Raw genomic sequence first — 13595 nt, forward strand, 5'->3', positions numbered from 1 at the left:
TGTATAACTTCTTTCTATGGGACTACTAATTATATTTGTACTCTGTAATATAAATCATAAAATATTGCATTGAGTTTTAAATAGCTGCTATGGGCAAGCTGGAAGTTTAAAAGTACCTGTTATTTTTACAAAGCAATCTCCTGTATTAAATGATAGAGCAAGGTTTGACACAAAAACGCTAGCACAATCGAAAATAATTTTAGACTGAGAAATTACTGCACCCTCATAGGTACATTTATTACAAATAACTCTATCTACACATACACTATTAGAACAACATGTAGCTATCGTAGAATCACTAGGATCAGGGCAAACTCCAGTATTATCAATATCTATATTTACAATAAATGGAATGCATCCAACTATTCTTATATCCCACTTTGGGACTCCATTACAACAACATGGTTCAATTATAGCTTTTAAACATCTTGGATCTAGTAGAACTTTAGGCCGTTGAGAAAGAACAGGAAGAAAATTTCCAGGTATAGGCACAGAACAACAAAATGGTATATCACGGCTAGTATCAGTAACAGTGCCACATGTGGTTGAATGATCTACACATGAAGGGCTACCTTGAACTGCAGCTTTTAATTCCTCTGGTTCCTTTAATTCATTGTTTATTGTTACTGCAATTTGTTGATTGATATTATTCATTTCTTTCATAATTTCTTTGATTTTTTTCATATAGATTCTCCTCATATATTATCTTTTGAAATAGGAACTTATATAATATATTATGCAAAGCAAATCCGGTTGTTCGTTGATAAGAATATTCTATACCTATGCATTTAATTATGGAGCATTATTTATTAGAAGACTATCAGATATTAGTGAAGATAAATTAATAAATACTGCATATAAATTTGAAAAAGAGTATTTTGATTTAATTGAAAAGGTAAAAATATGACTAGTGCAGCAATTTCAAGTGTTAGTGATGAGACATTAATTGAGACAATTAAATTAATGGGCTTCAAAAATGTAGGAACAGAAGTAAGAGAAGAGTATGAAAAAACTATTACGCAATGTTGTAATAGTTTTTTATTTTAAATAATTATTAATGCTGAAATATATAATATTAAGATATTACTACAGAAATACAAAAAATTTATATATAATAAAATAATATTTGATAAATTTGTTAAAAATAAGAAATTTTTAAGAATTTAATAAGGGAATCTTATACTAATTAGGATATAATTATTACATATTATAAAAATTATGTAATCTAGGGGGAATAATGATGAAATCGTTTTTTAGAAATGGTATTATAACTACTCTTGTAGCTTTAATGATAACTAGTTTATTTTTTACTTCTGTAATAGTTGAAGCTAAAACTAATGATTCTGAGAATTATGAAGTGAAAATAAGTTATGGAATTCAAGGTAAGTATAGAGCTATGAAATATATACCTGTAACTGTCGAAGTTAATAGCTTAGAAAAGGATTTTACAGGTGAAATAGAAATAAGAGTGGCTAGTTCAAATATGGGAACTTATGATGCTTATAGTAATGAAGTTTCATTAACTAAAGGTGAAATAAGTAAAGTTGTAATACCTGTAAAAGTATTAGAAAATTCAAGCAAGATGACAGTTAATATCGTTGAAAATGGAAAGGTTTTAACTCAAAAGAAGGCATTAGTTTCAAGTGGAAGAGTAACAGAAACAAATATGTTTACAGGGATTCTAACAGATGATGCTACTTCACTTGGATATGTAGGAAGTGTAAAATTTAACACTAATAGAGGCTTTGATGGATTAATTGAAAATGTAACTTTAGATGAAAATATAATAGGCGAAAATAGTTTAAACATAGATGGATTAGATGTAATTATAATAAATAACTATAATATGTCTAATTTAAAAAAGGAGCAGTATGCTGCATTAAATTCATGGATTAATAAAGGAGGAACTTTAATTTTAGGTTCTGGGGCAAATGAAGCTAAAACTATAAGTGGAATAGATAAAGATTTCTTACAAATAAAATCTAATGGAGTTAAAGAAGAAAATGTAACTTTAGTTGAAGATAATCTAAAACTTATAACTTCTAATTTAGAAGTTAAAGGTGCAAAAATTAAAAGTGGGACATCAGAAAAACCATTAGTTTATTCTATTGAAAAAGGTAAAGGTGAAATATTAATAACAACTTTTGATTTAGGATTAGAACCATTAATATCGTCAAAGGATGCAAGTAAATTCTTAAGTGTAATGCTTACAGATACAGCAAATGGAATTTTTGATAAGAATATGAATGGTAAATATATGGGACAGGGATATTATAGAGCTACAGAGCTTGTTAGAAGTATCCCAATAAATGAAATAGTAGGAACAAAGCCATTAATTGTAGTATTTAGTTTATATGCTTTAATTATAGGAGTTGTACTTTATATAGTTTTAAAGAAGTTAAATAAAAGAGATTTAACTTGGATAGCTGTTCCAGTAATTTCAATTATATTTGCATTAGTTATTTATTTTATAGGTTCATCAACAAGAGTGAATGATGTAATTTTAAATCAAAATAATATAGTTTCAGTAGATAAAAATGGTAAGGGAGTAGCAAAGGGATATATAGGAATAGGAACAAAGTATAAAGAAGATGTAATTATAGAAAAGCCAGAAGATTTAACGATGAGTTATCTTACAGAGGATATGCATTATTACGGTGATCCAGAAGAAGAAATAAAGGATAGATTAAGGGTAAAAACAACTTATAAAGGAAATAATTCTTACTTTACATTTGCAGATAACGATGCACTAGATATTAAAGCCTTTGAGGTTGTAGGTAAAGAGCAAGTTGTGCCTAGGATTGATTCAAGCTTTAATTTATCTGATGGAAATTTAAATGGAACTATAAAAAATAATTTAGATACAAATATAAGTAAGTTAATTTTAGTTGCAGGACAAAATGTATGGGACTTTGGAGGACTATCTAAAGGAGAAGAAAAGAAAATAGAAGGAGCAACTGCAGCTGGAGGAGCTGGACTTCAAGCTTATTCAGATACTTTGAGGCAAAAGTACTATGATGCAAGATGGAATGATAAAGAAAAGATAAAAACAGAGGAATATAAAAATATTTTAAGAATATCAAGCTTACTAGCAACGATTTTTGAAGAGGTAAATATAAATAAAGAAATAAAGCTTATTGCTATTACTGATTTACCTATAGATTATGGAATGGATTTTGGTAAAAAATCTATATCAAAATTTGATACAACAGCAATACTACAAGAAGTAAATATTGATTTTAAGAGTAAAGATGGTATTTTAAACTTTCCTGATGGATTCTTCGCATATAAAGTTGATACTTCTAAATCATCTGCTAATGTTCATTTAGATGAATACAATGGCTTTATATATGGGCAAGGTGAAATGGTGTTTGACTATAAAATTGATGATAATATTGATGTTACAGAGATCATAGTAAAGTCTGGTGTTGATAGATATGGTTATAATGGTGGAGAAAACGGTGAAAAGTTTATATATAACTACAAAACTAGTGAATATGAAAAGATAACATTATCTCAAGGCTTTGAAAAGATAGAGGATATTGGAAACTACATTGAAAATAACACTGTGAAAATAAAGGTAGTTGTTGATGATATGAAAGGCCAGTCAATGGTTCCAAGAATAACTGTTAAGGGGAGGGAAAAATAATGCTAGTTATAAAGAACCTTGAAAAGTCCTATGGTAAGTTTAAGGCATTAAATGGGTTAAACTTAGAAATAGAAAAAGGTGAGATATTTGGATTTATTGGTCCAAATGGAGCAGGAAAAAGTACTACAATGAAAATAGTTTCTGGATTACTTTCCCCAGACAGTGGTGAAGTTTATGTAGATGGAATAGATGCAATAAAAAATAATAAAGTATTAAAGGATAAAATAGGGTATATGCCAGACTTCTTTGGTGTTTATGATAATTTAAGAGCTATAGAGTACCTAGAATTTTATGCTTCTATATACGGAATTGTTGGTGAAGAAGCTAGAAAGTTATCAATGGATTTATTAGAACTTGTTAACTTACAAGATAAATGGGATGCAAATGTAGATGGTTTATCAAGGGGGATGAAGCAGAGATTATGTTTAGCTAGATGCTTAGTTCATAATCCAGAATTATTAATATTAGATGAACCGGCTTCAGGTATGGATCCAAGAGCAAGATTTGAAATGAAGGGTATATTAAAAAATCTTAAAGAAATGGGGAAGACTGTAATAGTTTCTTCTCATATACTATCTGAACTTGGAGAAATATGTACTAGAATAGGAATAATTAAAAATGGATCTATAGTATGTGAAGGAACTGTTGAAGAAGTTATGCTTAGGGCATCAGGTACAGCCCCTATTAATATAACTGTTATGGAGGACCCTGAAAAAGCAATACAAGTTCTAAAGCAGATACCAGAGGTTAAAGAGATTTCCTTAGATGGAAATAAAATTACAGCAAGTGTAGCTGGAGGGGATAAAGAAGCTAAGGAAATATTAAAAGCTTTAGTTACACAAGAGATATCAGTTATAGGTTTTGCTAAAGCAGTGGGCAATTTAGAAGATGTATTTATACAAATAACAGAGGAAAATAATTAGAAGGGGGAGATAAAATGAGAGTAAATCCAGTTTTAAGAAATGAAAGTAAATTAACTGTAAGAACACCTAGATTTACAATTATGTTGTTTATTTATATAGCTATATTATCAGTAGGAACACTATTGTTTTACAATTCCTATAGTAATGAGATTTATGCAAGTGGATTGAATATGCAAGGTTCTGTAATGCTTTATATAGGTATGGCAGTAGCTCAAGCTGTACTTTTAATGTTTATAGTGCCATCATTAACATCAACTTCAATATGTTCAGAAAAAGAAAAGCAAACTTTAGATATATTACTTTCCACTAGATTAAGTCCATTTCAAATAATAATTGGTAAGTTATTAGCATCATCCCTTAAGGTAATAATGTTAATAGTATGTACAATACCATTATATGCAGTTTGTGCTTTAATTGGTGGAGTAAGAATAAGTAATATATTAGTGCTTATATTGTCATTTATAATTAACACAATATTTGTTGGAGCAATAGGAGTATTTGTTTCAACATATGTTAAGACATCAAAAGTTGCAACGGCTTTAACTTATGCAATAGTATTATTCTTATTTGTTGGTACTGTAGTAATAGCATATATAATTTGGATGATTACTATGATGAGATTAAATGGAGGCCCAATGTCTACAAGACCCACAATATCACCTATAGCATATTTAAGTCCAGCTATTGGTTTTATAAATATGTTATCAAATCAAGTAGGGTTTGGGGGAAGATTCTTTTATATGATTCCAGAACTAGGAATTTCAAAGTATGCTGAATATATATCAATAGGCATTCAAGGAGTGCTTAGTATTATATTGCTATATTTAGCATCAGTAAGATTAAATCCACTAAATAGAAAGAGAAATAAAAAGGTAAAGATTAAGACAAAGAATAAAGTAAAGGAGTAGAGCTATGAATTCTTTAAATAATGAAATATTAACCTTTATAAAAAAGGCGTCAAAAAGAATTAGAGCTGACTTTATAATAAATTTGAGCATAGTAGGTTTAAAATACCTACTATGCTTAATCTTATGTTTACTATTAATATCTTTATTTATAACATTTCCATATGTTGAAGAAGTTTCACTTAGTGTTTTAGTTGTAGGTTTAATTTCACTAATAATATATGGATTTATAAAATCACCTGATAAAAAGAGGGTTGCTTTAATAGTTGATTCAAAAGGATTAAAAGAAAGAGTTACTACTTCTTTAGAATTAATAAATGAAGAAGATAATATTTCAATTGCTCAAAAGAAGGATACTGTTTCCTTTATCAAAAATTTTAATATAAAAGATAATTTAAAGATAAAAGTAGATAGGAAGCAAGTACTTTTAGTTTTAGGGCTGGTTCTAACGTGTTTAATAACATCTTATATAGACACTACGGCAAAAAGGGCAGCGAATTCAATTAGAGAATTTAATAAATATCAACAAGAATTTATTAAAAAAGTTGAAGAAGAAAAGAAGTTAGTTGAGAAATCAGAAGAGTTAACTGAAGAAGAAAAAGAATCTATAAAAAAGATATTAGAAGATGCAAAAAAGGAATTAAAAGAAAGTGAGAAAAAGCTTGATATAAATAAAACTCTAGAAAGAATGGAAAAAAAGTTAGAGGATAAAAAGAATGAAGCTAAGAGTGATAAAAGTAAAGCTGCCATAGAAAAGACCCAGAAGAATTTATTAGATAAGTTTAATAAAGATAAAGAAGAAGGCGCAAAGAAGGACTTAAATAAATTAGTCAATGAGCTTATGAAAAAGAAAGAGGGAAAAGAGCTTTCAGATGCAGTATTGTCTAAGGATAAGGAAGCTCTAGAGAAGGCTTTAGGAAAGCTAAAAAAATCCCTGGGAAATATGAGCAGTAGTGAATTAAATAATTTATCAAAAGCTCTTGCAAATGCAGCTAATAGTGTAGATGATGAAAACCTTGCAGAAGCCTTAAGTGAAGCTTCAAATTCAGTTTTAGATGGAAAACTTGATGCAGAAAGCCTAAAGGATGCTATTCAAAATTCACAAAATAATAGTAGTGGAAATAAGTCAGGAGATAAAAAGGGTGAGGGTCAAGGTCAGGGAGAAGGTCAAGGTGAAGGCCAAGGGCAAGGAGAAGGAAATGGAGATGGAAGCGGAAACGGAAGTGGAAGTGGAAACGGGAATGGAAATGGAAATGGTCAAGGTGGCGGATGGAATACTGGAAGTAATGAAGGTACCGAAAATGATTTAGACAATAAAAAAGGAGAGCAAATATATATTCCAGGAAGAGAAGTTGGAAATGATGAGAATTTAACTGGAAATAAAAATCAAGACGGAAACTCTCAAACAATAGATACTCAAAATGGATTAAATTTAGATGGAAATAAAATTAATTACGATAAGGTAATAGGAGATTATACTAACAGTGCATTAGATGGGGCTAATAATAGTAATCTTCCAGAGAGCTTAAAGGATCTTATAAAAGATTATTTTGAAGGATTAAACTAAGAGGTGAGAAAGATGGAAATAAGTGAAAAAGAAATAATAGAAGTTTCAGAAAAAATAAGAAGATGTGAAGAAGAAATTTCTAAAGGAATAATTGGACAAAAAGAAATAATAAGAAGTGTTTTAATTGCTATTTTTGCAGATGGTAACGTGCTTTTAGAAGGTATGCCGGGAATGGGAAAAACTCAATTAGTAAAAACAATTGGAAAGGTACTGAACTTGAGTTTTTCTAGAATACAGTTTACACCAGATTTAATGCCAGCAGATGTAGTTGGAACAAACATAGTAGTTAAAGAAAATGATAAAACTTTATTTAAGTTCGAAAAAGGACCGGTATTTACTAACCTTTTACTAGCTGATGAAATAAATAGAGCAACTCCCAAAACTCAATCTGCATTACTTGAAGCCATGGGAGAAAAAACAGTAACAGTGGGTAAGACAACTTATGAAATGGCAAAACCATTTATGGTACTTGCTACTCAAAACCCAATAGAACAAGAAGGAACATATCCGCTTCCAGAAGCACAATTAGATAGATTTTTATTTAAGCTTAATGTAGATTTTCCAAATCTTCAAGAGCTTAAGGAAATTATGGATTTAACATTAACTAATAACAAAGTTGAATTTGATGCTGTTCTTGAAGGTGATGAAATATTAAAGATAAGAGAAACAATTAGAGAAATAAAACTTGCAGAAGCAGTTAAAGAATTTGCATTAAAGCTTATATTAGCAACTCATCCTGAAATTCCAGAAGGATCAGAGTTCGTTAAAAGATATGTAGAAGCGGGAGCTAGTCCAAGAGCTGCACAGGGGATTATAAGTGGTGCAAAAGTAAGAGCTGTTATGGAAGGTAGATTAAATGTATCCTTTGAGGATATAAAAGCATTAGCTTATCCTGTTTTAAGACATAGAATAATACTAAATTTTGATGCGATAACTGAAGGTTTAACAGAAGAAAGTATTATAGATAAGATACTAGAAGATTTAAAGGTTGTGTAGAGAATGAGCGAAAGGGTATTTAATGAAGACTTTTTTAAAAAGCTAAATAAAATAAATATGCATATAAATTTTAAACTTTCCTCAGGTACACAAGGGGGAAGAAAGTCAAAGGCAAAAGGAGTTTCTGTAGAGTTTTCTGATTATAGGGAATATGCTCCAGGTGATGATTTTAGACGAATAGATTGGAATGCATATGGTAGATTTGATAAGTTTTTTATAAAAGTTTTCATGGAAGAAAGAGAAGGAGTTTTTAATTTCTTTGTTGATAAAAGTAAATCAATGGATTATGGAAATGAAAACAAAAAAGATATTGCATTGAAAGTAGTTGCTGCTTTAAGTTATATTGCCTTAAATAATCTAGATAGAGTAAATATAAGCACTATGGATAGTGGTGATATACAAAGTATAAAATCAGCAGCTGGAAACAAAGCCTTTCAAAGAATATTAAGAGATCTAGAAAATATTGAATTTGATGGTAAAACAGATCTTACAAGTAGTATAAAGAAAAGGCCATTAACTCCAAGAGGTGTATCGGTAGTTGTATCTGACTTTTTAAATAATGAAGGATTAAAGGATTTAGAAGAGGCTCTTAAGTATTTAGCATTTAAAAAGCAAGATATAATATTAGTTCAAATACTATCAAATGAAGAAATTAATCCAGAGTTTAATAATGAAATTACCTTTATAGATTCAGAAACAGGAGAAAATGTGAAAATGAGCTTAACTCCAAGTTTAGTGAAAGAATATAAAAACACTTTGAAAGCTTATAAAAAATCTATTGAGGATATTACAAAAAAATATGGTGGTAAATTCATAAGTGTAAATTCATCTATGGAAATAGAGGAGATAATATTAGGTGAGTTTAGTAAGAAAAGAGTATTGTATTAGGGGGACGATGTTATGGGATTCACAAATTTATGGCCCTTATTCTTATTAATAACAATTCCTCTTTTAATAATACTTTATATATTAAAAAGAAAGTATAAAGAAGAGGTTATATCTTCAACACTTTTGTGGAATGAAGTTTATAAAAATACTAGAGCAAACACTCCATGGGAAAAGCTAAGAAAAAATATTATGTTACTTTTACAAATAATAATATTGCTTTTACTTATTTTTAGTTTAATGAGACCTTTTTTAAACTTTGGAGGTAAGAGTTATAAAAATATTATTTTAGTATTAGATAATACTGCAAGTATGAGTGCTGAATATGGCAATGATACTAGGTTAGATGAGAGTAAGGATTTAGCTAAAGAGTTTTTACAGTCAACCAAAGATGATACTAATACTTTTATAATAAGCTTTGATGGAAGTAGTAACCTACTTCAAAATGGAGACTTTAATAAAGAAATTTCTAATGAAATAATTGATTCAATACCTCAAAGTTATAATACTGGGGATATAAATGATACTTTATCTTTTATAAAAGCTATAGGTCAAGGTATTGAAGAAGAATATGAAGTTATATCTTTTACAGATAAAGAACTTTCATTAGGTGATATAAATGGTAAGGTTGTATCATTAGCTAATTCAGGAGTAAATGCATCTGTAGACAATGTATCTCATAAATTCCTAGAAGATAAGGTAAGAGTTATAGCAACTATAACAAATAGAGGATCAGGAGTTTATGAAGGTGATTTTTCTCTTTATGATGGAGAAGATCTTGCCGCTGTTGAAAGCTTACAATTGCAAGAGGGAGAAAATAAAACATTAACTTTTGATTTCCCTAACGTAAAGGGTGAAGTCTTAAAGGGCGAGTTATCTAGAAAAGATATGATTTATGGAGATAACACTTATAATCATGTTGTAGGAAAGAAAAAAGTAAATAAGGTACTTATAGTTACAGAACAAAATGTATTTTTAGAAAGATCCTTTGGTAGTATTGAAAATACAGAAGTGTACAAGACAAATAATATATCCAATTTAACAAGTGGAGATAATTATGATTTATATGTATTTGATAATGTTACTCCTGATATAATGCCATCTAAAGGAAGTATATTGTTTATTAATCCAACTTCTAATGAATTCTTTAATGTTGTTTCAGGTGGTGAAGGGGGAGAGGCTAAAGCTGTTATAGGAGAACTTTCAAAGTATCTAGAAGATACAACATTTACTGCAGCTAAGTATAATGCAATAGAAGTTCCTTACTATGGAAGAGGTTTCTTAAATATAGATGATAGTTATATAGGGTTTAAAGGAGAAGTTGATGGAAGAAAAATAGCTGCTTTATCCTTTGATCTTCATAATAGCGACTTTGCACTTAAAAAAGAATTTCCTATATTGATGTATGAGCTTGGAGAAAATTTAATATCAAGTGGAATGGTATATAAAAGTAATTTTAAAGCTGGAGAAAAGATAATAGCTAAAGGAGTATCATTAGATAACAATATTACTTTAACATATCCAAGTGGAAGTACATTAGAAATAAAATCAGGTGATGAGATAAAAGAAGAGAGTGAACTTGGGGTTTATAAGCTAAATGTTTTAGAAGAAAAGGAACTATTTTCAGTTAACTTTCCATCAGAAAAGGAAAGTAACACTAATATAAATAATATTGGTGAAAGTGAAAATATAAGTAATGAAAAAGCTGATTTAAAAAGAGGTTTTAATCTATCTCCATTACTTATAATATTAGCTATTTCAGTAGTAGCTTTTGAATGGATTATGTATAAGAGAGGAAATTAGGAGGCAAAGAAGAGATGAAGATAGAAATAGGAAATTTATACTTTTTAATATTGATTCCAATTATTTTTGCCTTTATGTATTATAGCTTTAAAAAATATAAACCATGGAGTAAAAATGAAATTGCAATATTTATAAGTAGAGTAGTAATTTTTACACTTTTAATATTAGCATTTGGGAATATAACTATAAATTTAAAGGGTAGAAATATATCAACGGTATTCTTACTAGATGTGTCAGAAAGTACAAGTGACTTTGAAGAATCAGGGAAGGATTTTATATCTACAGCTATAGAGTCAATGCCAAAAGGAAATAAAGCAGGAGTAGTTTTATTTGGTGATAACTCAAAAGTTGATAAGGTATTAAATAAGAAAAAAGAATATAAATCTATATATGATAAACCAATAAGGACAGCAACAAATATCCAAGAAGCAGTAGAAAGTGCTTTAGCTTTATTTGAAAGAGGTGGATCTAAAAGAATAGTTTTATTAACTGATGGTGAAGAAAATCAAGGTGATATATTAAAATCTATACCATTAATTAATGAACAAAAAATAGATTTTAAAGTTTATAAAATCACTGGAGAAAAAGGTGATGAAATTTATGTTGATAATGTAAAGGTGCCAGACAATATATCAGTAGGAGAGGAATTTTCAGTTTCTATTGATATAAAATCAAATTATGCAACAAAGGCTAAGCTCACATTGTTTTCAGGTAGAAATAAAGTAGGAGAACAACAAGTACAAATACAAAAAGGAAAAAACTCTTTTGTGTTTAAAGATAAGCAAAGTTCAGGAGGCTTTAAGGGGTATAGGGTATTAGTAGAAGCAGAAGGAGATACAAATAAAGTTAATAATGAATTTAGTACTTTTACAAATGTAATGGATAAGCCTAATATTCTTCTTATTAATGGAGTTAAAGGTGACTCGAAAGCTTTAGAAGAAATATTATCAAATTCAGGTGCTAATATTAAGAAAATAGTCCCAAGTTCAGCGCCAAGAACACTAAATGAGTTATTAGAATATAAATCAGTAATTTTAAATGATGCTCATAGAGATGATTTAAATAATGGGTTTATGGACAATATAGAAGCTTACGTAAAAGATTATGGCGGAGGATTAATTACCTTTGGTGGTGAAGATTCATATGCTCTCGGAGGGTATAAAGATACTTCACTTGAAAAAGTATTGCCTGTTTATATGGATAAGAGGGGGAAGAATGAAGTTCCTTCAATAAGTATTAACTTAATAATAGACAAATCAGGTAGTATGAGCGCTGAAGGTGGTGGAGTTAGTAAATTAACGTTAGCTAAGGAAGCTGCAATGAAGGCATTAGAAAATTTAAGAGAAGTGGATGAGATATCAGTAATAGCTTTTGATGATACTTATGACGAAGTTGTACCATTACAAAAGGTTGGAGATAAAGAAGCTATAAAGGAGCTTATTTCAGGTATTCAAATAAGAGGAGGAACTTCAATCTATCCTGCACTTGAACAAGGTTATAATATGCAAATGCAAAGTAGTGCAAAGATAAAGCACACAATATTATTAACAGATGGGCAAGATGGATATGGATTTGATAATTATGCTAATCTTCTTAAAAACTTTAATGATAATAATATTACTCTTTCAACAGTAGCAGTTGGGGAAGGAGCTAATGCAGATTTATTAAATCAATTAGCTTCAATAGGAAAAGGAAGAAGTTATTATACAGATATATATACTGATATTCCTAGAATATTTGCAAAGGAAGTTCTTTTATCAGCAGGGACATATATAATAAACGAAGAATTTACTCCTAAGATATTAAGTAACCATGAAATATTAGCAGGAGTAAAAACATCAGATGGAATTCCAAGTTTACTTGGATATATAGGAACCTCTATAAAAGAAAATGCAGTTGAAATATTAAGTTCTAATCATGATGAGCCAATACTTGCAGCGATGCAATATGGAATAGGAAGAACAGTAAGTTTTACATCAGATGTTAGTGGGCAGTGGAGTAAAAATTATTTGACATGGGAGCATGGACCACAACTTATAAAAAACATGGTTTACTTCACTATTCCGAAATACGGAGAAGAGGGAAAACTTAATATTAGCCAAGAAGGAAATGAAGCAAAAGTAGAGTTTTATAATGATAAGATATCTAAGGATGCTAAGGTTAAAGGGATATACAATGGGGAAAATGGAGAAGAAGGGGAATTCGAATTAAGTCAAGTTGAACCAGGAAAATTTGAAGCAAGGATACCTTTAAATTCATTAGGATTCTATAATTTTAATATAAGAGAAGAAGAAAGTGAAGAAATAAAAAATAACTATAAAGGAGCATTTGCACTTCAATATTCAGATGAGTATAAGTTTAATACTAATGGAGAAAAGTTAGATGTAGTAGTTAAGGAAACAAAGGGAAGCTTTATAAATAAGCCAGAAGAAGTTTTTGAAGGAAAGCTTCAAAGGGAATATAAAAAAATAAATTTAACTACTCCATTAATAATAATGAGTATTTTACTATTTATGATTGATATAGCTTACAGAAGGTTAAATATAGACTTAGTTAGATTCTTCAAAAGAAAAAAGAAAAATACATCTAAAAATAAAGAGCAAAAGAAAAAAATCAATGCTCAGGAGCTTAATGAAAATAGTAACATTTTAAGAGGTTTAAAAGATAAAAAATCTAAAAAAATAGTTACTAAAATTAAAAATCAAAGCCTTGAAAATAAAGTAGTTAATGAAGCTAAACCTGTTATTAAAGTGGATAATCTTAAGAAAGAGAATAAATTAAAAGAAAGTAAAAAGGAAACTTTAGATACTAGTGAACTTTTAAAGAAGAAAAGTGATAGAAAGAAAGTTTAGAAGAAATTTAGCCTT

General features: G+C 29.1%; 11 protein-coding genes. 10 read left to right on the top strand and 1 reads right to left on the bottom strand.

The features are described from left to right. Nucleotides 1-87 precede the first annotated feature (87 nt). Entirely contained in the window at nucleotides 88-684 is a 597-nt protein-coding gene (locus ACYUEX_RS04395; RefSeq protein ID WP_460286719.1) for a hypothetical protein, read from the bottom strand. A gap of 52 nt (nucleotides 685-736) precedes the next feature. On the opposite strand from ACYUEX_RS04395, the gene ACYUEX_RS04400 reads away from it, so the two are divergent. The 10 genes from ACYUEX_RS04400 (at nucleotide 737) to ACYUEX_RS04445 (ending at nucleotide 13580) form a co-directional block, all read left to right on the top strand. After that, on the top strand, nucleotides 737-907 hold the full coding sequence (locus tag ACYUEX_RS04400; RefSeq protein ID WP_460286720.1) for a hypothetical protein: 171 nt from the start codon (nucleotides 737-739) through the stop codon (nucleotides 905-907). Continuing rightward, nucleotides 904-1047 (top strand): hypothetical protein, encoded by a 144-nt coding sequence (locus tag ACYUEX_RS04405; protein WP_460286721.1) that lies wholly within the window; start codon nucleotides 904-906, stop codon nucleotides 1045-1047. The genes ACYUEX_RS04400 and ACYUEX_RS04405 overlap by 4 nt, the downstream gene beginning before the upstream one ends. A 190-nt stretch (nucleotides 1048-1237) precedes the next feature. Next, a complete protein-coding gene (locus ACYUEX_RS04410) occupies nucleotides 1238-3649 on the top strand; it encodes a hypothetical protein (RefSeq protein WP_460286722.1) in 2412 nt (803 codons plus the stop codon). Then, entirely contained in the window at nucleotides 3649-4572 is a 924-nt protein-coding gene (locus ACYUEX_RS04415) for an ABC transporter ATP-binding protein (RefSeq protein WP_460286723.1), read from the top strand. Before ACYUEX_RS04410 ends, ACYUEX_RS04415 begins: the two co-directional genes overlap by 1 nt. 14 nt (nucleotides 4573-4586) lie before the next feature. Next, entirely contained in the window at nucleotides 4587-5480 is an 894-nt protein-coding gene (locus tag ACYUEX_RS04420; RefSeq protein WP_460286724.1) for an ABC transporter permease, read from the top strand. 4 nt (nucleotides 5481-5484) lie between these two features. Further along, nucleotides 5485-7044 carry a pectinesterase gene (locus ACYUEX_RS04425; RefSeq protein WP_460286725.1) on the top strand — a complete coding sequence of 520 codons (1560 nt, stop codon included), beginning with the start codon at nucleotides 5485-5487 and terminating at the stop codon, nucleotides 7042-7044. 12 nt (nucleotides 7045-7056) lie between these two features. Continuing rightward, complete coding sequence (locus ACYUEX_RS04430) at nucleotides 7057-8040, top strand: AAA family ATPase (RefSeq protein ID WP_460286726.1); 984 nt, start codon at nucleotides 7057-7059, stop codon at nucleotides 8038-8040. A 3-nt stretch (nucleotides 8041-8043) separates the two neighbouring features. After that, nucleotides 8044-8928, top strand: a complete 885-nt coding sequence (locus ACYUEX_RS04435) for a DUF58 domain-containing protein (RefSeq protein WP_460286727.1) — start codon at nucleotides 8044-8046, stop codon at nucleotides 8926-8928. A gap of 12 nt (nucleotides 8929-8940) precedes the next feature. Continuing rightward, nucleotides 8941-10728, top strand: coding sequence for a BatA domain-containing protein (locus tag ACYUEX_RS04440; protein WP_460286728.1), 1788 nt, complete (start codon nucleotides 8941-8943; stop codon nucleotides 10726-10728). Nucleotides 10729-10742: 14 nt separating this feature from the next. Continuing rightward, on the top strand, nucleotides 10743-13580 hold the full coding sequence (locus ACYUEX_RS04445) for a VWA domain-containing protein (RefSeq protein WP_460286729.1): 2838 nt from the start codon (nucleotides 10743-10745) through the stop codon (nucleotides 13578-13580). Nucleotides 13581-13595: the final 15 nt, after the last annotated feature.

It is taken from the genome of Clostridium sp. CTA-7, from assembly GCF_054768095.1.

Bases quoted from the DNA above. Each gene is read 5' to 3' on its own strand.
- ACYUEX_RS04395 (WP_460286719.1), bottom strand. From the start codon at position 684: ATGAAAAAAATCAAAGAAATTATGAAAGAAATGAATAATATCAATCAA.
- ACYUEX_RS04400 (WP_460286720.1), top strand. From the start codon at position 737: ATGCAAAGCAAATCCGGTTGTTCGTTGATAAGAATATTCTATACCTAT.
- ACYUEX_RS04405 (WP_460286721.1), top strand. From the start codon at position 904: ATGACTAGTGCAGCAATTTCAAGTGTTAGTGATGAGACATTAATTGAG.
- ACYUEX_RS04410 (WP_460286722.1), top strand. From the start codon at position 1,238: ATGATGAAATCGTTTTTTAGAAATGGTATTATAACTACTCTTGTAGCT.
- ACYUEX_RS04415 (WP_460286723.1), top strand. From the start codon at position 3,649: ATGCTAGTTATAAAGAACCTTGAAAAGTCCTATGGTAAGTTTAAGGCA.
- ACYUEX_RS04420 (WP_460286724.1), top strand. From the start codon at position 4,587: ATGAGAGTAAATCCAGTTTTAAGAAATGAAAGTAAATTAACTGTAAGA.
- ACYUEX_RS04425 (WP_460286725.1), top strand. From the start codon at position 5,485: ATGAATTCTTTAAATAATGAAATATTAACCTTTATAAAAAAGGCGTCA.
- ACYUEX_RS04430 (WP_460286726.1), top strand. From the start codon at position 7,057: ATGGAAATAAGTGAAAAAGAAATAATAGAAGTTTCAGAAAAAATAAGA.
- ACYUEX_RS04435 (WP_460286727.1), top strand. From the start codon at position 8,044: ATGAGCGAAAGGGTATTTAATGAAGACTTTTTTAAAAAGCTAAATAAA.
- ACYUEX_RS04440 (WP_460286728.1), top strand. From the start codon at position 8,941: ATGGGATTCACAAATTTATGGCCCTTATTCTTATTAATAACAATTCCT.
- ACYUEX_RS04445 (WP_460286729.1), top strand. From the start codon at position 10,743: ATGAAGATAGAAATAGGAAATTTATACTTTTTAATATTGATTCCAATT.